Below are 20,815 nucleotides of genomic sequence, written 5' to 3' on the forward strand. Positions count from 1 at the left end.
CGACCACGCCTGCCCATGGCCGAGATGCGTCTCGGGGCCGTTACCAGAACGCCATGAAGAAGGTGTCTCAGATGCGAACACACGGTAAGAACAGAACAGCGCTGCATTGGGTGATCGTCGTGGGAGGCGCGCTGCTCGGCGTGCTCGAGAGCGGCTCGACCGCGATGGCGCAAGCCGAGGGCTACTTCACGAGCTGGCAGGCGTTCGAGCCGACCAACGCCGAGATTGTCCAGAACGGGGGAGACATCGCCGCGGTGGGGTGGGCAGAGCGGGGCGACTACGACGACGTGATCATCAGCAACACCCTGGCCGGGGTCCCCACGGGGCTCGAGACCAGGGGGTGGGGCCTGGCGAAGCTCGACCCTGCGCTCGATTGGATCAGCAGCAACGGCTATGCGCTCGATTACCTGTTGATGGACATCGAGGGGGACACCCAGACGCAATACGACCTGCTCCTCGACAACGTCGACCGCGTTCGAACGGACCCGGACGCGGATATCTCGGGCGCGTATGTGGGCAACTACGGCTACTACCCTGGGATGAGCGTCGATACGTCCGGCGCGTGGCCCTGGAACGTCGGTGAGCAGTACAAGATTGATCGAGAGAATATCTACTATACGTCAGGCATCAATGTCGCGATGCCGGTGGCGTACAGCTCGAGCCAAGCGGCGCTGCACGTCGCCTCCTCGATCAACGGCGTGCCCTATGTCGGCGGACCGGCGCCCACCCAGATCTCCGCGATCTTCTGGCAGGGGCTCGAGACGGTGAGCGTGGCGGCTCGGCACCTTCCGAACGGTCATCAGTTGATTCCCTATATCGCCGACTTCGTCAACAAGCCGAACTATGGCGTGCCTCAGTCGCAGGTCCTCCTGCCGACGGACAACGTCGCGCAGGTCCAGCACTACCGGCTCCGCGGGGCGGACGGGTTCAGGACGTGGGAGGTCAACGTCAACCAGTCGGGGGCGACCACCTACTACTATCAGACGTATGGCAACGTCGTCACCGCGACGCTCGCGTTCACCGCCGACATGGCCGACGCGTGGCAGGCGCTGGACGACGTGTTCGCGCGGGACGGCGAGCTGCGCACCCTCACCCTGGCGACCAACAAGAACGCCGGCATCGAGTGGTCCGGCGTTCAGAGGGGGGGCCGCGTCGATGTGCTGGTGAGCAACATGAACACCACCACGCAGCACGCCGACTGGTCTCATGTGGCGGCGTTGCCCTCCCAGTCGCCGGACGTCGCTTACCACGACCACGTGCGCCTTCAGTATGAGGCCTGCACCATGGATCGCGAGGACTACGAGCAGCACGTCTTTGGCAACGCGATGAACAACCAGGGCGCGAACAGCTGGACGGGGGCGAACCCGGACAAGTTCGCGATCGGCTCGCCGCCGGGAAGCGGGAACGTCTCCGAGCAGAGCATCGTCTCCACGGGCGGCTACAACGGCAAGGTAGCCTGGTCCGCGTTCGATGGGCCGAGCTTCAGCAGCACGGAGAAGGTCGTCTACTCGGGTCTCCTCTACAATGCCATCTCAGGGGTCGCGTTCGAGCCGATCAACGTGGCCGGCGGGAGCCCGACGGGCTACGCCCTCCCTGCCTACCAGGGGCCGACCGTTTCCATGGCCTGGGGGGCGCTCCGTCTTCGCTCCGGCTATGACGGCGGAGATGTCTATCAAGCCGTCAACATCCCCGCCACGATGGGCAAATGGCTCGAGGTGAAGATGGTCGTCAACCCCACGGTGGGCACTGGCCTTGGCTCACTGTACGTTCGCAACGTGACGGACGGGCAGAAGGGTTTCACGCGCGTCGTCTTCGACAATCTCAATACGACCGGCGTGATCGAGCGGGTGCTGTACGTGCCGCTCGTCCTGGGCGTGAACAGGAACCCCTCGAATTTCAACGGGTTCATCGTGGCGGCCTACGGCGACGGCAACGCCGTGGATGACCTCTCGATGGGGTACTACGTGCCGCAGATGAATGACAATTTCGACCATTATCAGTCTGGCGTCGCCATGGACAGCCAGGTCGTTCCGCAGCTGGTGTGGAAGGGGCCGGCCTCCGGCGGGCCGGGGCAGCTCACGGCTTCTGCGCCGTACGGTACGGGCAACACCTCGACGCTCGCGGTTCGTCCGACGGGAGCGAGCGCGGCCAGCGCCTGGTGGGAGACCGAGCTGACCGACCACGACGCGAGCGACCTGACGGTTTATTCCGGCCAGCTGTACGGCACCACAGGCGTTTACTTTGCTCCTGTCAACACGGCCACCAGCGCGAGCAATGGCCTCACCCCGAACAACTACGTCGGGTTCCTTGTCCAGTTCGAGCAGGGGCAGCTGCGCCTCCGGGGGTCGCGGGACAGCGGCGAGCTGTACAAGGCGACCAACTTCGCGCCGGCTTCGGGCAAGTGGTACGAAATTCAGGTGCAGGTCGACCCGAACCGCGACATCGACGGCGTCGCGGGCGGTGATTTCGGCGCTGCGCGTGTCTGGGTGAAGAACCTGACGGACAATACCGCTCCGGTCCTCGTCGATTTTGACAAGATGTCCACGACCGGCGTCGTGGAGTCGTTGCTGGAGGTGCCGCTGTTCCTGAACGCGACGACCCGGAACCCGTCCAAGTGGAACGGCTGGGAAATCAGCGGTATCAACTCCGGTGTTCAGGTGGATAACCTGCGCTCGGCGTTGTATCCGTACGTCGATTTCGTTGGCCGAAATCAGGTTATCGCCGATTGATGGTCCGTCAGGGCGCCCGGAGCCCCGTGGGCTCTACGCGCTCCCTCGGGCCCCTCCCTGGCCCGGGCGCCCTCCGCTCAGCCGCTGTCCGAGGAGCTGCTTCGCGCGCTCCGCGCGCTGCAGCTCCTCCTGCCGGACCTCGCTGAAGAAGGAGGCGAGCTCTTGATCACCCTGCTGCTTCGCGTCCTGGATGTACTGGGAGTGGGTCTGCGCGCCCTTGAGCGTATGGTAGAGCACGCTGACCAGGTTGTAGTCCTTGTCGGGGATCACGCTGCTCTCGCTGCGGCCCTCCTGTAGGCCAGCGCCCTGCTGCCCCTGCGCGCCCATTCCCTGCTTCTGCTCGGTCGCCATATCAAACCTCCTCGACTCCCCCCACCGGGGCCGGGCAATGCAAGCGGGAGACCGCGCAGCGAGAGCCCCTGTGTCGAGGGGTCTGCGCGAGCGGCGCGGTCGCTCCACCCCGCTCGTCGCGTCCTGCAAGAGCAGGCAGACGCCCGCGCAGGATCGCACCACCCTGCGCGATCGCGCCCCCTCACGCCGAGAAGGCCGCGAGCGCGCTCGACGCAGCCCGCGCCAGGCCATCGCAACAGGCACGGCTCAGCTCGCAGGACACGCCCCTCAGAGGCGCCTGCCGGGCTGATCCTGGCGGGCTCACAGAAGGTTCCTCCTCTCCCGCATTCCGCTCGCGACCGCATGTCGCCAGTGTTGTTCTCTCCGCTCTGGTCGGATCTTCCGGCGTGTCGGTGGCTGCCGAGACTGCCCATCGTGGACACGTGGTGATCGGCCCCACGGCAGCGAGAACTCGGGCGGCTCCAGGCCGGGACGAGCTGATACGCTGCGCCTCACGCACCAGCTCGTCCCTCTGAGCCCTAGCCCCATCCCTTCCATGAAATCACGGTCTCACGGCTTTCCTCTCTCCCTTCCCACTCTCGCTCCGGCGCTCGCGTGCGCCGCGCTCGCGGCCGCGGGATGCGGCACGGACGCCCCCGGGCCGAGCGAGCCGCGGGACACCGGCGTCCATCCGCGGCTCCTCGCGCGCCCGGAGCACCGCGACCTCCTGCGCTCGCGCGTCGATCGCGAGCCCTACGCCTCGATCCTCGCCACCCTGAAGCGCCGCGCCGACCGCGCCTACGAGGAGGAGCCCGACCCCGCTTCATGGGACCACAAGACGAACGGCAACAACGCCTCGACCGCGCAGGCGAATGCCCTCCTCGCCTGGGCCTTCGAGGACCGGGCGGCGGCCGACAAGGCGCGCGAGTTCCTGCGCCGCCTGGAGACCGACTGGGACACGAACACGGTCCTCGACATGAACATCCGGATGGCGAGGATCCTCATGGGGTACACGAACACGTGGGACCTCCTGAGCGCCACGCCGTGGTTCCCCGACGAGGAGTCCGCCGAGGCCGAGAGAAAGATCACCGACATCACCGGTCAGTTTTTCGCCAAGTACCTCGAGCAGGATTTCTATCGAGATCTCCTGCTGCGCCCCGCGCAGAACAACCACCCGATCCGGACCGCCGACGCGCTCGGTTATGTGGCGCTCGCGTTCCCCGAGCATCCGGCGGCCGCGATCTGGTGGAACTGGTCGATCTCGGAGCTCGATTACCTCTGGAGTCCGGACGGCCAGTACGTGCAGCCCGACGGCGGGGCGTCCGAGGGCCCGTATTACTCCGGCTTCGCCTGGGGCCCGACGGCGGCGTTCTTCATCGCCCTCGACAACGCGCTCGAGGGCGAGGTGGCCTTCACCCGCGACTGCCGTACCCGCTCCGACGAGGACCCGTGGACCGGACACGGCTGCGTCGACGGCGAGCAGGGCGCGCTGGAGGTCCCGCTGCGCGGCGGGCTCTTCACGAAGGCCGTCGACTGGTCGCTCTCGCTGCGCCTCCCCTGGGGCAGCCGGCCCCCGGTCGACGACGGCGTCTTCACCCCGTTCAACGGGAGCCCGCTGCTCACTTCTTTCGGCGGGAGCGGGGAGTACCTGTGGGACTGGGAGCAGAACCGCGACCCCCGGGCCATGGAGTTCGGCGCCGACCTCATCGCCCATCACCTGCTCTACGTCGACGACGCAGTGGCTCCCGAGGCGCCGCGCTTCCTCACGCGCTTCTTCCCTGACACCGGCCACGCGGTGTTCCGCTCGGACTGGGGCGACGACGCGCGCTGGCTCCTGCTGCTCGCGGAGCACGGCTCGGCGCGCAAGGCGATCCACGACCACGTGGACGGCACGTCGTTCTCCCTCGCGGCCTACGGAGAGTACCTGTTGATCGACGCCGGCTACTACAAGCCCGATTCGCTCGACAACGCCAAGACCAGCCAGTCGCCGTCGCACAACGTGATCCTCATCGACGGCCGATCCGCGCCCGACAAGGGGCTCTTCAACGATTTCGGCGACGCGGACGCGTTTCTCCGGAACACCCACGACGGCGACGCCGTCGACTACGCGGAGGCGCACCAGGACTACCAGGACACGCACGTCGAGCGATCGGTGGCCTTCATCGACGGCCGCTACTTCGTGGTCGGCGACCGCCTCTCGACGTCGCACCCCGCGGCCCGAGCGCACGCGTGGCGGCTGCACGGCTACGCGGGGCTCACGTCCGGAGGCACCTTCGAGCTCCTCCCCGACGGCGGCCGATGGGAGCGGGCGCGGGCGGGCGTCGAGGCGCGCGTGCAGTCGACGTCGCCGGGGCTCGCCGTCGTGGAGCCGCCGTACACGCCGCTCACGGTGCCCCACGTCCACGAGTTCGAGGAGGACCGCAAGGCCGCCGACCACGCGGTCATCGACGCCACGGTGGAGGCCGAGGCGCCGGGGTTCCTGGCGGTGCTCCTGCCCTACAAGGTCGGCGTGGACGCGGGCCCCGACGCGCCGCTCCAGGCGGCGCCGATCGCGGCGGAGCCCGGCGTCGTCGCGTGGCAGATCGAGAGCGAAGGAGGGACCGACGTCGCGGTGCTGCGGAGCAAGGGAGCCCCGGAGACGCTGGCGCTGCCTGGGGGGCAGGTCCTCGAGACCGACGCGGAGCTCGTCGTGCTGCGGATCGAGGGCGACCGGCCGTTCGCGCTGATGGCGAGGGGGACCAGGGTGCTCCTCGACGGGAGCCCCCGCGTCACCGCGCCCGACGCCACCAGCCTCGCCGTGGAGGAGTGAGATGCCCCCGAGAGCGCGCCCTCACCTGTCGCGTCGGTCGTCGCGCCTCCGCGCGCTGCTCGTCGCTGCCGCCGCGTGCGCCGCTGCGGCCGGCGGGTGCGCGGGGGAGCCGGGCGCCGGGCAGCCCGGCAGCTCCGGGGCGGAGTGCACGCCGACGTCACCGTCGGCGGAGGACGCGTTCGCGCGCGAGCGCGCACCCGACTCGGAGAGCATCACGCTGGCGCGCGCCATCGCCGACCGCTGGATCGCCGAGCACCCGGCGGAGTCGCTGCCGTGGGACTGGGGCGAGGGCACGGTCATGCTCTCGCTCGTCGAGCTGTACCGCGTCACGCAGCGCTCCCCGTACCGGGACTACTACCGGCGCTACCTCGACCGCCACATCGAGTACGGCTACGAGATCACGACAAGCGACCGCTGCCCGCCGGCCATGGCCGCGCTCGCGCTCCACGAGGAATCGTGCGCGGCCCCCTATGCGAAGGTCGTCGACGACGTGCTCCGCTACCTCTACGAGGAAGCCCGCCGGACGGAGCAGGGCGGCATCAATCACCTCGGCGTGTCGCCGCTGTTCGAGCCCACCCTCTGGATCGACTCCCTGTTCATGTTCGGCAATGTGCTCGTCCGCGCCGGCGAGCGCTCGGGCGAGGCGCGTCCGCTCGACGAATTCTCGAATCAATTCCAGATCTTCGCGTCACTCCTCCAGGACGAGCCCGGGCTCTTCCGGCACGCGTACGACTGGGCGGCGCCGCAGGATCCGGACGTGTACTGGGCGCGCGGCAACGGCTGGGTCACGGCGGCCGGGTACGAGTACCTCCGCGTGCGCGCGGCGCGCGGCGAGCGCGACGACGCCGTCGCCGTGGCGCTCGAGCGGCAGGTCGCGGCGGTCCTGGGCGCGCAGGACCAGGACAGCGGCCTGTGGTGGACCCTCATGAACCGCCCGGGCGAGATCTACCTGGAGACGAGCGCGACGGCCCTCTTCGCCGCCGGGCTCGCGCGCGGGCTGCGCCACGGCTTCCTCGACGCCTCGGTGCGCCCCGCGATCGACCGCGCCATGGCGGGCGTGCGCTCGCGCATCGAGGAGGACGGCTCCGGGCGGCCGGTGGTGACCGGAATCTCCGGGCCCACGACGGTGGGAAAGCTCGAGGATTACGCGGCGGTCGAGCTCCGCGACGATCTCTCGTACGGCGTCGGGGCCGTGATCCTGGCGCTCGTCGAAACGTCCGGGCTGTAGCGCCGCCAGCGCCACGCTCGCCGTGGCCTCGGCGCGCGACCGCCGCGCTCCTGCGCCGCGGTTGCCTTGCTGCTGCGCTTCGCCTACGCCTCAGCGCGTCCGCCGGCCTTCGCGACGCGATGGCCGGAGCGACGAGAGCGGCGCACCCTGGTGCGTCACGCGCGGGTCAGGCGAACCGGGCTCGCGCGGGTCGCGGCCGTCCCTGTGGATGGCGCAGGCCACCGCCGAGGACCCTCATGTCTGCACTCGTGAAGCTCGACGCGATCACCAAGGTCTACTGGATGGGCGAGGTGGAGGTGCAGGCGCTCCGCGGCGTCTCCCTGGAGCTCTCGCGGGGCGAGATGGTCGCCATCATGGGCGCCTCGGGGTCGGGCAAATCGACGACCCTGAACGTCATCGGCACGCTCGACCGCCCCACCGGCGGCCGTTACCTCCTCGACGACGAGCCGGTCGAGGAGCTCGACGAGGTCGAGCTGGCGCAGCTCCGCAACCGCAAGATCGGGTTCGTCTTCCAGTCGTTCAACCTCCTTCCGCGCGACACCGCCCTCGCGAACGTCGAGCTGCCCATGGTCTACGCCGGCGTCCGGCCGTCCGACCGGCGGGCGCGGGCCGCGCGGGCGCTCGCGCGCGTCGGCCTCGAGGACCGGGCGCACCACCTGCCGAACCAGCTGTCCGGCGGCCAGCAGCAGCGCGTGGCGATCGCCCGCGCGATCGTCAACGAGCCGCCGCTCCTCCTCGCGGACGAGCCGACCGGCGCGCTCGACTCCGCCACCACCGGGCAGGTCATGGAGCTCTTCTGCGCGCTGCACGCGCAGGGGATGACGGTCGTCGTCGTGACCCACGACCGCTCGATCGCCGACTACGCCACCCGCGTCGTCACCTTCAGGGACGGCGCCATCGTCGAGGACACCGGCCCCCGCGGCCGGCGCGTGGACGTCTCGTCGCCGGTTCCTGGACCGTCGTCGCCGGTTCCTGGACCGCCGTCGTCGGTTCCTGGACCGTCGTCGTCCCCTCCTGGAGGCCTCTCGTGAGCGCCCGGCGCAAGCGGCGCCTCTGGCCGTGGCTCGTCGGCGCGCTGGCGCTCGCCGGGGGCGGCGCCGCCGTCCTCGCGAAGGCCGGCGGCGGCCCCGCGCCCATCGACCCCGCGCTCGTCGTGACCGCGAAGCGCGGCGACCTCGCCGTCGAGATCCTCGAGACCGGGCGCATCGAGGCCCGCGAGCAGGTCGAGCTCAAGTCCAAGGTCGCGGGCCAGGTCGCCGAGGTGCTCGCGGACGAGGGCGCCCGGGTCCGGAAGGACGAGCTGCTGCTCGTGCTCGACCCGACCGACTACGAGCGCGAGGTCGCCCGCGCCGAGGCCGAGCTCGCCCGGGCCAGGGCCGCCGCGGGCTTCGCCAAGCGCGTGGTCGCGCAGCGGACCGCCGGCGTCGAGGCCAGCGTCGTCCCCGCGCAGGAGCTCGACGTGGCCAAGCACGACCTCACCGAGAAGACCGTCGCCATCCGGCTCGCCGAGGTCGCGCTCAGCGCCGCCAGGGACCAGCTCCGGTACACGAAGATCGCCTCGCCCCTCGACGGCACCGTCATCCAGCGCAACATCGAGCCCGGCGAGGTCGTCACGCCGGGCGTGCAGTCGACCTTCAACGGCAAGGCGCTGCTCACCGTGGCCGATCTCTCGACGCTCGTGGTCAAGGTGGACCTCAACCAGATCGACGTGGCCAAGGTCGCGCTCGGCCAGACGGCGACCCTGACGCTCGACGCCTTGCCCGGCAAGACGTACGCCGCCAGGGTCACCAAGATCGCGCCCGCCTCGGTGAAGCTCGAGGGCCGCGAGGTCGACGTCTTCCCGGTCGAGGCCGAGCTCACCCAGATCGACGGCCTCATCAAGCCCGGCATGACCGCCGACGTGCGCATCCGGCTCGACAGCAGGCCGGGCGTGGTCTCGCTGCCCATCGAGGCCGTCGCCGACGAGGGCGGCAAGCAGCTCGTCACGCGCGTGGTCGACGGCCCCGACGGCAAGCAGACGACCGAGAAGGTCGAGGTCGCGCTCGGCGCGCGCAACGATCGCGACGTCGAGATCGTGAACGGCGTCCCGGAGGGGGCCCGCGTGCTCATCAACCCGCCCTCGGCGGCCGCGAACGAGACGAAGATGTGAGGTGGTCCGCCTACCTCGCGATCGCCGCGAAGGCCCTCTCGGCGCACAAGCTGCGGTCGCTCCTGACCGTCCTCAGCATCACGCTCGGGGCCTTCGCCATCGTGCTCATGACCTCGCTCGCGGAGGGCGGCCTGCTCACGATGGCCCGCGGCATCGAGCAGCTCGGCGGGGCGCGGCTCATCCTCGTCGTCCCGAAGGCGCCGGAGCGCGCCGAGCGGAAGAAGACGATGTACGTCACCGGCTTCACCCGCCGGGATCGCGATCGGCTCGCGCGCGGCGTCCCTCACGTCGCCGAGCACACGATGTACGCCATGCTCGGCTCGCGCGACGTCACCTCCGACGAGGGCAAGGAGGATCGCACCGACTTCGTCGCGGCCGACAGCGGCTTCCTCGCCGCCTTCCGGATGCCCGTCGCGCGCGGCCGGACGTTCACCGACGAGGAGGACCGCCGCCGGGCCCGGGTCTGCGTCGCCGGCCCGAAGCTCGCGGCGCGGCTCTGGCGCGGCGATCCGATCGGCCGGTGGGTGACGGTCGGGGCCCTGCGCTGCCGGGTCATCGGCGTGCTGGCCGACGCCGATCGGATGGGCGTCAACTTCGGCTTCAGCTGGGTCGACCTGCTCGTCGCCCCGCTCGACACGGCGGCGGACGTCGAGAAGGCGGTGAGCGCCTCGGCGCTGCTCGTCATCAAGACCGATGACGTCCGCAACAACGATCCGGTGAAGCGCATCGTCAACGCGCTCCTCGTCGATCGCCACCACGGCGTCGACGACTTCACCCTCCTCGATTTCAGCGGCATCATGGAGAAATTCGAGGCCATGTTGTCCACGATGAAGGCGATCGTCGGCCTCATCGCGGGCGTCGCGCTGCTCATCGGCGGCGTGGGCGTGATGAACATGATGCTCGTGAGCGTGTCCGAGCGCGTGCGCGAGATCGGCATCCGCAAGGCGCTCGGGGCGTCGCCGCGCGACATCAGCGCGCAGTTCCTGGCCGAGGCGGCGCTGCTCTCGGGCTTCGGCGGCCTGCTCGGGGTCGCCGGCGGCGCCGCCGCGGCCGAGCTCGCCTCATTGATCATCCGCCGCTTCACGCCGAGCTGGGTCGGCGCGGTCTCCACGCCGGCGGTGGTCGCGGCGCTGCTCGTCTCCTCCGGCGTGGGCGTTGTCTTCGGGTGGCTGCCGGCCCAGCGCGCGGGCCGGCTCGACCCCGTGGCGGCGATGCGGCGATGAGGCTCGACGATCTCCTCCACTCGACGCGCGCCGTGGTCGCCGACCGGACGCGCGCCGCGCTCACGCTGCTCGGCATCATCATCGGCACCGGCTCGATCGTGCTGCTCGCCTCGCTCCTCGCGGGCGGCGAGGAGGCGCTCCTCCGGGCGAGCGAGCAGGCCGTGGAGGCCGACCTCATCCAGGTCCACCCCGCCGAGGTGAGCGTGAACGACCGGCGCCGCACCCGGCGCGATCTCTCTCGGGACGACGCCCGCGCGCTCGCCGCGTCGCGCGCCCTCGGCGGCGCCTCGACCCTGAGCGAGTCGGTGCGCCCGACCGAGGCCCGGGCCGGCGCCAAGAAGAAGCGGATCTCCCTCGTCAGCGCCGTGCCGGCGGCGCCGGCCCTCTACGACCTGGAGCTCGCGGCGGGCCGGTTCCTCGCCGAGGCGGATCTCGCGGCGCGGCGGCGCGTGTGTGTCGTCGGCCACGAGGTCTGGGCCGAGCTCTTCGGCGGCCCTCCGGCGCGGGTCGGGCAGGCCGAGCCCCTCCACATGACGGCCGACGGCCACGTGTGGACGGTCGTCGGCGTGCTCCAGGACCGGTCGAGCTTCAGCTCCACGGACGACACGAGCATCTGGAACCGCAAGGTCCTCGTCCCGGAGACCACCTACGACGCGCTCTACGCGCCGTCGCACAGGACCGACCGCCTGTACGTCCGGCAGGATCCGCTCGTCACGGTCCGGACGCCGCTCGCCGCGCTCCGCGGCGTCATCGACGCGACGCTCCTGCGCCGCCATCACGGGGTCAAAAACTTCAGGATCGAGGACAAGGACAGCCACAGCCAGGAGCGGCTCGTCCTCGACATCATCAAGATGCTGCTGCTCAGCACCGGCGTTGTCGCGCTGATCGTGGGGGGCATCAACATCATGAACATCATGCTGGTGACCGTGACCGAGCGGACGCGGGAGATCGGCATCCGCCGCGCGGTCGGGGCCTCGCCGCGCGCGATCCTGCTGCAGTTCCTGTGCGAGGCGGCGGCCGTCTCGCTGCTCGGCGGCGTGCTCGGCGTGCTCTCGGGGCTCGCCCTCTCCTGGCTCGCCAGCGCGCTTCTCGCGCAGGTGATCGGCCGCTGGGCGTTCCAGGTCGAGCCCTGGTCGCTCTTCCTCGGCCTCGGCCTCTCGGTCACGATCGGCGTGGTCTTCGGCTTCTACCCCGCCTGGCGCGCCTCGCGGCTCGACCCGATCGAGGCGCTCCGCTCGGAGTAGCGCTCTCTTCCCGCTCTCGGCGCGCTACCATGGGGATCAATTAGGCCAATTGTAATTGTCTACGTACAACAACTGGTAGGTGGGATCGCCCGTGGTGACGCATGGCTTGAGGACCATATTGGTCGGGGTAGCGCTCCCGTTGGTGTCGAGGCATTGACCATTGGTCGCGTTCTGCAGTTGGAACGTGCTCGAGCTGGGGAAGTTGCCGATGACGGTCCACATGAATTCGTTGCCGGTCCCGCAGGCCTTGACCCGCACGTTGGAAGTCGTACCGTCGCGGTAGGCGCATTCCGTGCCCCCATCGGGGTTCCCGTTCCGCAGCCGGAAGGTGCCCGTGCCGAAGGCTTCGAGGTGCCAGCGGGTCGCCGGTTGATCGGCCGTGGAATAGGCGGCTTGCAATTGGGGGTCCGTTCCGGTGGGGCGTCTCAGGATGGCGGGATTCGCGCCGCGCGAAAAGAACACCGCATTGAATGTATACAGGCCCTGGAGATGGCCGAACACCAAGGTGGAGCCGAAGGTTTGCCCCGATCCCCCCGTGCCGTCATCCCTGCTGCGCACGGTGAACCCTTTCGCGGTTCCGTTGAAGGGGATGAGATCGGCGAGGAAGCGCGCGCCCGAGCTCGTGGTGGGGGCATAGCCGCCCACGCTCGAGCCCACCCAGGAGGGGCTGATGGTGTAGGTCGCGGTGCCGTAGCCGGAGGTCGCCGCCGCGGTGATTTCCTTGATCATGGGATAGGTGAGGCAGCTGTCCCACTGGGGAGGGCAGGCTTTCACCCCGATCGCGTACGACTTGAGCGGATTGTCATGGGCCGGAGAGCTTCGGGCCCGGGCGCTGGCGCGCCAGACCCTTCCGTTCGGGCCGTCCACCGGCCGCGATTCCACCAGGTACGCATCGGTGGCGGCGGTGACGCTGTCGGCCGGGTTGGTGCTGAGGACGCGCGCGCCTCCGCCGATCAGGAAGTAACCGTCAAGGAGCCAGGACTCCGGGGTCTCGACGGTGTAATTGGACGGGGGATTGACGGCGTTTGTCACGTAGTCCAAGCCTTCGGTGACGCTGGGCGTGAAGGCGTTACCGGCGGCATCGACGAGCTGCATTTGGATGACATAGGCCTGCAATTGATGGGTCGCGCCGGAGGCCCTCACCACCCAGGTCGATTTGTCATCGATCCCAAGGCGCGGGGGCGAATGGCCCGCCGGGCCCGTGCAGCCGAAGTCGTTGGCTGCCGTGAAGAAGTTCGGGCTGGGAAAGGATGCCTGCAGCATGGCGCCGGGGTTGTTCTCCCCCAGGATCTGCGCGCCGCCCCCGATGCGGACCCAGCCATCGTCGGCGGTGCAATAGGCGCAATTGGTCGTAGCAGCCGCCGTGGGATCGCAGGTCTTCACCCGGATGCGGATCCTTCCGCTGCCGTCGGTGAAGTCCGTGTTCGTGATGGCGGCCGCGGTGACGAGGGTGTCCTCGGGTCCGGCGGGGGAGCCGTCTTCCTCGGTAACCGCGCATCCGGTCAGCAGCCCGCCGGCCAGCAACGAGCCGGAGAGGGCGGAACGGGCGACGCGGATCCCGCGGCGCCCGGGTGAGGTCATAGAATGCAGCATGAACATGACTCCTTGAAAGATTTTACCTTATGTTATTGCGGTGTTGGTGGCGTCCGCGGGATCGGAAGCCTCGCAGGGTCCGGAGGCGCGGTCAACGGCGGCCGCTCACGCCTCGGTGCGCGGGATGGCGTTTGCTCTTCCTGGTCTCTTGCCCTGATCAAGCAGCTCGACCTGAACGGCGCTGACCGCGCCCGTGCGATTCCATGCAATCCCAGGGTCTCCCATTTCGCGGAAGCCATTCGGAGTCTTAATATTCGTCGTTGGTGATATCGCTTCGATCGATGTGTTTGGGCTCCGCTCCGGTGCTCGTGGCACGTAGATCGACACACGGGTTCTGTTGTCGATGCCCGTGAGCCAAACGATCGGCGCGGCTCGGGCTCGTGGCAGCCGTGTCGCCTGCCCGCTGGCTGCCACGTCTGCCGGGGCGCTCGTCGTCCGGAGGCCCGATGCCCGATGCCTCGCGGTCGTCGTGAACAACGGTCCTCCTCGGCCGCTGCCCGGAGGTTATCGCACGCCTCGTGCCAGGTTCAGCAATGGCCTGGGTCGTCCGGCCATCACGCTCCGTGCGGAAAAGGCGCGGCCGAGCTGGAAATGCAGACCGATGCGCCGCTACCTGTCACGGGTTGCACCGTGACAAGTCACGGGTTGTACCGTGACAAGTCACGGTTGTACCGTGACAAGTCACGGACCGCAGCGTGAGGAGCTGAGGCGGCGCGGTCAGCTCGTGGGCTCGGCGTTCTGGTTCTCCATGCCCGCGGAGGCCTGAGCCTGGTCGTGCGCTTCCATGGCAAGGGCGGCCCCCCGTTGACTGCCTGCGGCCGCCCCTTTCTCTCCGCGCGCTGCCAGTACCCCGGCCATCAGGCGGTCAACCGCGGATGAACACCCAGACCGCATCGTCCTGCTGCCGCGCGGCCGCCCTGTAGAACAGGGAGACGTCGACGTGCCGTGTCTTGTGAGGGAAGTGGAACACGAAGCCGAAGGTGGCCTTGAGCTCGCGCCGCTCGACCCCGTCCAGGAAGCGCCCGTGGAACTTCTTCACCCGGCTGCAGGGGGCGATGTCGGTGAAGAAGTTCTTCCCGATGACGTCCTGGCGATTCCGGCGCGCCTGACGCTCCTCGTAGAGGTTGTAGGAGAGCACCGTGCCCTCGCGATCCAGCCGGATGATCCCGAAGGGCTGCGCGTCCAGGCCGCGCTCATCCAGATTGAACACCCCGATATCGAACTCGAACTCACCGGCTGTGGACCGCTCCTCCGAATCATCCATCCAAGAACCTCCCGGCGTGCGCTGCCCCCCGACGGACGCTCGCCAGGGTAGGGGACGCCGCGGAGCGTGACAATCCGGCGCGACCGCATCGGGTCGTCGGGCAGGGGAGGGGGGCCGCCCGGGGTCGAGCGGCTCGCCCCGCGCGCTCGCCGCGATCTCGCCTCGCGCCCGGATGAACCGGCGCGAATTCTGCGCGCTCGGCGCAGCAGGAGCACGGCTCGCGCGAGCGCGGGGGGAAGCGCGGGGCAGGGCGACGTCCATCCGCCCTGCGAGCCGCCCTGCTAGCTGACGGTACGCGTCATGCATCTGGCTCAGGCGTGACGCCTCGCATGTCGAGCTTGCCGGCGTTGAATTCTTGAGAACTGGTCTGTCGTGAGTCACGTCGCAGAGGGAGTTCGATCATGTCCAGCATTCCGACCCGTCATCCGCAGCTCCTCGCCTGGGTCAGCGAGATGGTCGCCTTGTGCAAGCCGGAGTCTGTCCGCTACTGCGACGGCAGCGAGGCAGAGAACACGGAGCTGATCGCGGCCATGCTGAAGAGCGGCACGCTGCTCCGCCTGAACCCGGAGAAGCGGCCCAACAGCTACCTGAGCCGGTCGGACCCGCGGGACGTCGCGCGCGTCGAGTCCCGCACCTTCATCTGCTCGCTGAACCCGAATGACGCCGGGCCCACGAACAACTGGATGGCGCCGGCCGAGATGAAGGCCAAGCTGAACGGGCTGTTCGACGGCTGCATGCGAGGCCGGACCATGTACGTGGTGCCGTTCAGCATGGGGCCACTCGGCTCGGAGATCGCCCACATCGGCGTGCAGATCACCGATTCGCCCTATGTCGTGGTCAGCATGCGTATCATGACGCGCATGGGGAAGGGGGCCCTCGACGTGCTCGGCGACAGCGGGCGCTTCGTCAAGTGCTTGCATTCGGTCGGCGTGCCCCTGCAGCCCGGGCAGCAGGACGTCGCGTGGCCGTGCAACCCCGAGAACACGTACGTCACGCACTTCCCTGAGGAGCGCACCATCATCTCCTTCGGGAGCGGCTACGGCGGCAACGCGCTGCTCGGGAAGAAGTGTTTTGCTCTGCGCATCGCCTCGGTCATGGGGCGCGACGGCGGGTGGCTCGCCGAGCACATGTTGATCATGGGAGTTCAAGAGCCGAGCGGCGCCAAGACGTACGTTTGCGCGGCGTTCCCGAGCGCGTGCGGCAAGACGAACTTCGCCATGATGGTCCCTCCCGAGGCGCTCTCGGGTTACAAGATCTCGACGGTCGGCGACGACATCGCGTGGCTGAAGCCGGGCCCGGACGGCAAGGTGTACGCCATCAACCCCGAGGCGGGCTTCTTCGGCGTGGCCCCCGGGACGAACGAGGTGACGAACCCCAACGCGATGGCGGCGATCAGCCGTAACACGATCTTCACCAACGTGGCGTTGACGGACGACGGCGACGTGTGGTGGGAGGGCATGACCAAGACCCCGCCGGCCCACCTGATCGACTGGCGCGGGCAGGACTGGACACCCGACGCGGGGCGCCCCGCTGCCCACCCGAACGCCCGCTTCACCGCGCCGCTCGTGCAGTGCCCGTCGGTGGACCCGCGCTGGGACGACCCCAAGGGGGTGCCGGTGAGCGCGTTCATCTTCGGCGGTCGCATGAGCAAAGAGATGCCGCTCGTGTTCCAGGCGTTCAACTGGAGCCACGGCGTGTACCTCGCGGCCACGATGGGCTCCGAGGCGACCGCCGCCTCCGTGGGCCAGGCGGCGATGCGCCGCGATCCGATGGCGATGCTGCCCTTCTGTGGTTACAACATGGCGGACTACTTCTCGCACTGGCTCAACTTCGGCCGCAAGCTGCCGAACCCGCCGCGCATCTTCCGCGTGAACTGGTTCCGTAAGGACGAGCAGGGCCGCTTCGTCTGGCCCGGGTTCGGCGAGAACACGCGCGTGCTGTCGTGGATCCTGGCGCGGGTGCACGGGCAAGGATACGGCGTGGAGAGCCCCTTGGGCTGGATGCCTCGCCACGACGATCTGCCGTGGGAGGGCTTGAGCTTCTCGGAGGATACGTTCTACGATCTGATGAGCATCTCGCGCGACGCGGCGGCGGCGGAGGTCCGTCTGCATGAGGAGCTGTTCGACATGTTCCTGGATCGACTGCCGAAGGAGTTCGTGTTCGAGCGAGAGCTGCTCAAGTCGCGGCTGTGGCGGAGCCCGGCGCGGTGGGAGCTCGCGCACGATCCGACGTGAAGCCGCGGATTTGCGGGAGGCGCCTCGCGGAGGAGCGGCGCTCCGGCTGGAGCACCGCTCCGGGAGGGCTCGCTCTAGAGGAACGCGATGACCGGCCTGCATGAGCTCCTGGCGAGAGAAGAGCTGCTCCTGCTCTTCACCGTCATCCTGCTCGGGCTGGCGCTCGGCCGGCTGGAGTACCGCGGCTTGCGGCTCGGGATGGCCGGCGTCCTGTTCGCGGGCTTGGGGCTCAGCGCCTGGCTGCACCCTCTGGGAGAGCTGGAGCTGGCGCCGCAGATCAAGGAGCTCGGCCTGCTGCTGTTCGTGTACTGCGTCGGCCTCACCAGCGGTCCCGGCTTCTTCGCCGCGTGGCGCAGCCGCGGTCTGGGGATGAACCTGGCGTGCGCCGCGGCGCTCGTCTGGGGGGCGCTGCTCGCGTGTGTCGCGGGCTGGCTCTTCGGGTTGAACCGCGCGCAGATCGCCGGCCTGTTCTGCGGGGCCCTGACCAATACACCGGCGCTCGGCGCCGTCAGCGGCCGGCTCTCCGGCACTGCGCTCGAGGCGATCCCCGCGCTCGCCTACTCGCTGACCTACCCGGTGGGTGTGCTGGGGGCGCTCCTGCTCGGACGTGGCTTCGCGAAGTGGCGCCGCGACGAGCTCGCCGGCGAGGTCGCGCGGCAAGCCGCGTCGCGCGCCGCGATCGAGTCGAGGAGCGTCGAGGTCACGAACCCCCGCGCGCTGGGACATTCGATCGGGGAGCTGCGCGTGCGCGACGAGTTCGGGGTCGTGGTCTCCCGCCTTCGGCGTGGTGAGGTCGACTCGGTCCCGAACAAGTACACGGTGCTTCACGCGGGGGACGTGATCACGGTGGTCGGCACCCTTTCGTCGATTCAATCCGCCATCGAGTTCTTCGGGAGGGTCGCGAGCGAGCGTCTGGAGCTGCGCCGCGACAGGGTCGACATGCGCCGGGTCCTGGTCTCGAAGCGCGAGTTCGTCGGGCTCACGCTGGGGGAGCTCGACCTCGCGCGTCGCTTCAACGCCCAGGTGACGCGCCTGCGCCGGGCCGACCTCGACTTGATCCCCTCCGACGAGCTGCGCCTGGAGCTGGGGGACCGCCTTCGCGTCGTGGCGCCCGTCGAGCGCCTGGGCGAGCTCAGCCGATTCCTCGGCGACTCGGAGCGCGAGATCGATGTCGATTACGTCGCGCTGGCGGTGGGCCTCTGCGTCGGCCTGCTGCTGGCGCGGGTGCCCATCCCTATTTTCGGTACGTCCGTCACGCTGGGGACCGCCGGAGGGCCGCTCGTGGCCGCGTTGATCTTCGGTCGCCTGGGGCGGACAGGCAAGCTGATGTGGGCGCTGCCGTACGAGGCGAACCTGAGCCTGCGAGAGATCGGGCTGCTCCTGTTTCTGGCGGGGGTCGGCGTGAACGCGGGGGGCAAGCTCGCGGGGTTGATGAACCGGGAGGGCCTGGCCATCATCGCGATAGGCGCCTGCGTCACCGTGACGACCAGCGCGCTGGCGTTGGTCCTGATGCGGCGCTGGGGCGGGGCGGGCGTCGTGGCGGCGCTCGGAGGCGCGAGCGGCATGCAGACCCAGCCGGCCACGCTGGCGGCGGCCTTCGAGCTGTCCCAGCGCTCCGAGGAGACGTACGTCGCGTACGCGCTTGTGTATCCGCTGGCGATGATCGGCAAGATCCTCATCGCGCAGCTGCTCGCCGTGCTGGCCTGAGGTCGCCCCTCGACGACGCGTCGTCAGCGCACGGCGCGCCGGGGCGCGACGTAGGGAGATTCACAGGCATGCGGGAAGACCAGGAGTTGAATCCCATTCATCTCCCGCCTCCCCGCCTCCCTGTTCAATTCTTTCTCTCTAAGAACGCCAACAATCGAGGGGATCTGTCCGCCTCACGTCGTCGCGGTGGCCTCGGTCGTTCCGCCGCCGTCCGCGCTCTCCTCGGGATCTCGCTTCGCGTGGGGGAAGCGGTCCATGCGGCTGAGCACGGGGAAGCCGAGGGCCCACAGCGCGGCGACCACGAGGGTGGCGCTGCCGCCGAGGAGGATGGCGGGGAGCAGGCCGAACCAGCTGGCGGTGAGGCCGGACTCGAACTCGCCGAGCTCGTTGGAGGCGCCGATGAACACCGCGTTGACCGCGCTCACCCGCCCTCGGATGGAGTCCGGCGTCTCGAACTGCACGAGGATGTGACGGATATAGACGCTCACCATGTCGCCTGCGCCGACGAGGAACAGGGCGATGAGCGCGACGGTGAAGCTCCGGGTCTGCCCGAGGGCGATGGTGGCGAGCCCGAACACGGCGACGCCGCCGAACATCCAGCGGCCCACCTGGCGCGTGATCGGCCGGAAGGCGAGGACCCCGGCGGTGATCGCGGCGCCCGCGGCCGGCGCCGTGCGGAGCAGGCCGAGGCCGGTCGGGCCGGCGTGGAGCACGTCGCGCGCATACGCGGGCAGCAGCGCGACCGCCCCGCCGAACAGCACGGCGAACAGGTCGAGCGAGATGGCGCCGAGCACCGCCGGCTTCGACCAGACGAAGCGCAGCCCCTCCAGCACCGCGCTCCACGACGTCGGCTCGGGGCGCCTCGCCTGCCGGGTCGCGTGCACGAGGCTCATGAGCACGAGGGAGACGAGGAGCAGCGCCCCGACGATCGAATACACGATCGTCGACCCGGCGAGGTAGAGGAGCCCGCCGAGCGTCGGCCCGACGATGACCGCGACATGGAAGCTCGATGAGCTGAGCGCGACCGCCTTGCTGAAGCTGTCCTGCGGCACCAGGTTCATCAGGATCGCCTGCTGCGCCGGCATCATGAAGGCGCGCGCGCTGCCGAACAGCACGAGCACCGCGAACACGGGCCACACCACCGTCAGACCGGACACCGTGAACGCGAGCAGCAGGAGGGAGCAGAGCAGCTCCACCGCGAGGCCGACCGTGATGATGCGGCGCCGGTCGAACCGATCCGCCGCCTGGCCGGCGAAGAGGATCAGCGCGAAGAAGGGCGCGAACTGGGCGAGGCCGATGAGGCCCAGATCGAAGACATCGCCGGTCAGCGCGTAGACCTGCCAGCCGATCGCGACGCTCTGCATCTGCACCGCGACCGCGGAGAGCAGCCTGGCCGCGAGGTAGAACGCGAAGCTCCGGTGGCGCAGCACGCCGAGCCCGGTGAGGTTGTTGGAAGACATCTCGGCGCCTGCGGCGGCCCCGGTGGGGCGTTGTGGACTCTCGCTCATGCACGATGAGCACTAGGGCATGTCGCGACCGAGTCCAGGAGTCGCGCCGCCGGTATCAGCACACGCGGCGTGTGGGATGGGCGATTCGCAATTCCCCATGACCCGCAACATCCGTACCACGATCCCCGCGCTCGCGGTGGTCGTCTGGACGGCGCGCCTCGGCCGCGATCAGGCCGGGAGCGCGCCGAGGGGTCGCGGCCGCTGCTGCTCCAGCAGCAGCCGGTGGTGCTCGGCTGCGCCGCCACGAGCAATGCCCGTGGCGCGCGCGTCAGCCCTGCGCGAGCTGGGCGAGCGCCTCGCCGGTGAGGCGGTGGACGGTCCACTCGTCCATGGGCTTGGCGCCGAGCTTCCGGTAAAAGCCGAGCGCCGGCTCGTTCCAGTCGAGCACGGACCACTCGAAGCGCCCGCAGCCGCGCTCCACCGCGAGCTTCGCGAGGTGCACGAGCAGGGCCTTGCCGTGGCCTCCTCCGCGGTGCTCCGGGAGCACGAAGAGATCTTCGAGGTAGATCCCGGGCTTGCCGAGGAAGGTGGAGAAGCTCTGGAAGAAGAGGGCGAATCCCACCGGGATCCCCTCCGCTTCGGCCAGGACGACCTCGGCTGCCGGCCTCGGCCCGAAGAGGTGCGCTTCCAGCTCTCGCTCGTCGAAGGTGACCTCGTGCGCGAGCCGCTCGTACTCGGCGAGCATCCGGATGAGGCGGGCGATGGTGGGGATGTCGGCGGCGGTGGCGGGGCGGATCATGGCGTCTCTCCGGCGCCTCATACCGCATCGTCGCGCCGCGGTGGAGGGAGTAGGCTCC

General features: G+C 69.5%; 14 protein-coding genes. 9 read left to right on the forward strand and 5 right to left on the reverse strand.

Annotated elements, in window-relative coordinates; translation table 11 throughout:
- The first annotated feature begins 71 nt into the window (after nucleotides 1–71).
- On the forward strand, nucleotides 72–2,729 hold the full coding sequence (locus WME95_RS05790; protein WP_437907431.1) for a hypothetical protein: 2,658 nt from the start codon (nucleotides 72–74) through the stop codon (nucleotides 2,727–2,729).
- A gap of 33 nt (nucleotides 2,730–2,762) precedes the next feature.
- On the opposite strand, the gene WME95_RS05795 is transcribed toward WME95_RS05790, so the two are convergent.
- Complete coding sequence (locus WME95_RS05795; protein WP_437907432.1) at nucleotides 2,763–3,080, reverse strand: hypothetical protein; 318 nt, start codon at nucleotides 3,078–3,080, stop codon at nucleotides 2,763–2,765.
- A gap of 535 nt (nucleotides 3,081–3,615) precedes the next feature.
- Here WME95_RS05795 and WME95_RS05800 point away from each other — a divergent pair.
- From WME95_RS05800 to WME95_RS05825, 6 genes are all read left to right on the forward strand, one after another.
- Nucleotides 3,616–5,868, forward strand: coding sequence for a heparinase II/III domain-containing protein (locus tag WME95_RS05800; RefSeq protein ID WP_437907433.1), 2,253 nt, complete (start codon nucleotides 3,616–3,618; stop codon nucleotides 5,866–5,868).
- Nucleotide 5,869: 1 nt separating this feature from the next.
- Complete coding sequence (locus WME95_RS05805) at nucleotides 5,870–7,096, forward strand: glycoside hydrolase family 88/105 protein (protein ID WP_437907434.1); 1,227 nt, start codon at nucleotides 5,870–5,872, stop codon at nucleotides 7,094–7,096.
- A 236-nt stretch (nucleotides 7,097–7,332) separates the two neighbouring features.
- Nucleotides 7,333–8,127, forward strand: coding sequence for an ABC transporter ATP-binding protein (locus WME95_RS05810; protein ID WP_437907435.1), 795 nt, complete (start codon nucleotides 7,333–7,335; stop codon nucleotides 8,125–8,127).
- Complete coding sequence (locus WME95_RS05815) at nucleotides 8,124–9,245, forward strand: efflux RND transporter periplasmic adaptor subunit (RefSeq protein ID WP_437907436.1); 1,122 nt, start codon at nucleotides 8,124–8,126, stop codon at nucleotides 9,243–9,245. Before WME95_RS05810 ends, WME95_RS05815 begins: the two co-directional genes overlap by 4 nt.
- A complete protein-coding gene (locus WME95_RS05820) occupies nucleotides 9,242–10,468 on the forward strand; it encodes an ABC transporter permease (RefSeq protein ID WP_437907437.1) in 1,227 nt (408 codons plus the stop codon). The genes WME95_RS05815 and WME95_RS05820 overlap by 4 nt, the downstream gene beginning before the upstream one ends.
- A complete protein-coding gene (locus tag WME95_RS05825; RefSeq protein WP_437907438.1) occupies nucleotides 10,465–11,712 on the forward strand; it encodes an ABC transporter permease in 1,248 nt (415 codons plus the stop codon). The genes WME95_RS05820 and WME95_RS05825 overlap by 4 nt, the downstream gene beginning before the upstream one ends.
- A 36-nt stretch (nucleotides 11,713–11,748) precedes the next feature.
- On the opposite strand, the gene WME95_RS05830 is transcribed toward WME95_RS05825, so the two are convergent.
- Nucleotides 11,749–13,311 (reverse strand): RICIN domain-containing protein, encoded by a 1,563-nt coding sequence (locus tag WME95_RS05830; protein WP_437907439.1) that lies wholly within the window; start codon nucleotides 13,309–13,311, stop codon nucleotides 11,749–11,751.
- Between the two features lie 859 nt (nucleotides 13,312–14,170).
- Nucleotides 14,171–14,569: a PAS domain-containing protein gene (locus WME95_RS05835; RefSeq protein WP_437907440.1), complete on the reverse strand. Its 399-nt coding sequence runs from the start codon at nucleotides 14,567–14,569 to the stop codon at nucleotides 14,171–14,173.
- A gap of 401 nt (nucleotides 14,570–14,970) precedes the next feature.
- On the opposite strand from WME95_RS05835, the gene WME95_RS05840 reads away from it, so the two are divergent.
- Both WME95_RS05840 and WME95_RS05845 read left to right on the forward strand, forming a co-directional pair.
- Nucleotides 14,971–16,803 (forward strand): phosphoenolpyruvate carboxykinase (GTP), encoded by a 1,833-nt coding sequence (locus WME95_RS05840; RefSeq protein WP_437907441.1) that lies wholly within the window; start codon nucleotides 14,971–14,973, stop codon nucleotides 16,801–16,803.
- A gap of 87 nt (nucleotides 16,804–16,890) precedes the next feature.
- On the forward strand, nucleotides 16,891–18,510 hold the full coding sequence (locus WME95_RS05845; RefSeq protein WP_437907442.1) for an aspartate:alanine exchanger family transporter: 1,620 nt from the start codon (nucleotides 16,891–16,893) through the stop codon (nucleotides 18,508–18,510).
- Between the two features lie 173 nt (nucleotides 18,511–18,683).
- Here WME95_RS05845 and WME95_RS05850 read toward each other — a convergent pair whose 3' ends face one another.
- Both WME95_RS05850 and WME95_RS05855 read right to left on the reverse strand, forming a co-directional pair.
- Nucleotides 18,684–19,970 carry an MFS transporter gene (locus WME95_RS05850; protein WP_437907443.1) on the reverse strand — a complete coding sequence of 429 codons (1,287 nt, stop codon included), beginning with the start codon at nucleotides 19,968–19,970 and terminating at the stop codon, nucleotides 18,684–18,686.
- Nucleotides 19,971–20,286: 316 nt separating this feature from the next.
- Nucleotides 20,287–20,757 carry an N-acetyltransferase family protein gene (locus WME95_RS05855; RefSeq protein WP_437907444.1) on the reverse strand — a complete coding sequence of 157 codons (471 nt, stop codon included), beginning with the start codon at nucleotides 20,755–20,757 and terminating at the stop codon, nucleotides 20,287–20,289.
- Nucleotides 20,758–20,815: the final 58 nt, after the last annotated feature.

Source organism: Sorangium sp. So ce327 (genome assembly GCF_051530205.1).
Lineage (GTDB): Bacteria > Myxococcota_A > Polyangia > Polyangiales > Polyangiaceae > Sorangium > Sorangium cellulosum_B.

Bases quoted from the DNA above. Each gene is read 5' to 3' on its own strand.
- WME95_RS05855 (WP_437907444.1), bottom strand. From the start codon at position 20,757: ATGATCCGCCCCGCCACCGCCGCCGACATCCCCACCATCGCCCGCCTC.
- WME95_RS05840 (WP_437907441.1), top strand. From the start codon at position 14,971: ATGTCCAGCATTCCGACCCGTCATCCGCAGCTCCTCGCCTGGGTCAGC.
- WME95_RS05830 (WP_437907439.1), bottom strand. From the start codon at position 13,311: ATGTTCATGCTGCATTCTATGACCTCACCCGGGCGCCGCGGGATCCGC.
- WME95_RS05850 (WP_437907443.1), bottom strand. From the start codon at position 19,970: ATGTCTTCCAACAACCTCACCGGGCTCGGCGTGCTGCGCCACCGGAGC.
- WME95_RS05805 (WP_437907434.1), top strand. From the start codon at position 5,870: ATGCCCCCGAGAGCGCGCCCTCACCTGTCGCGTCGGTCGTCGCGCCTC.
- WME95_RS05790 (WP_437907431.1), top strand. From the start codon at position 72: ATGCGAACACACGGTAAGAACAGAACAGCGCTGCATTGGGTGATCGTC.
- WME95_RS05825 (WP_437907438.1), top strand. From the start codon at position 10,465: ATGAGGCTCGACGATCTCCTCCACTCGACGCGCGCCGTGGTCGCCGAC.
- WME95_RS05795 (WP_437907432.1), bottom strand. From the start codon at position 3,080: ATGGCGACCGAGCAGAAGCAGGGAATGGGCGCGCAGGGGCAGCAGGGC.
- WME95_RS05835 (WP_437907440.1), bottom strand. From the start codon at position 14,569: ATGGATGATTCGGAGGAGCGGTCCACAGCCGGTGAGTTCGAGTTCGAT.
- WME95_RS05845 (WP_437907442.1), top strand. From the start codon at position 16,891: ATGACCGGCCTGCATGAGCTCCTGGCGAGAGAAGAGCTGCTCCTGCTC.
- WME95_RS05810 (WP_437907435.1), top strand. From the start codon at position 7,333: ATGTCTGCACTCGTGAAGCTCGACGCGATCACCAAGGTCTACTGGATG.
- WME95_RS05800 (WP_437907433.1), top strand. From the start codon at position 3,616: ATGAAATCACGGTCTCACGGCTTTCCTCTCTCCCTTCCCACTCTCGCT.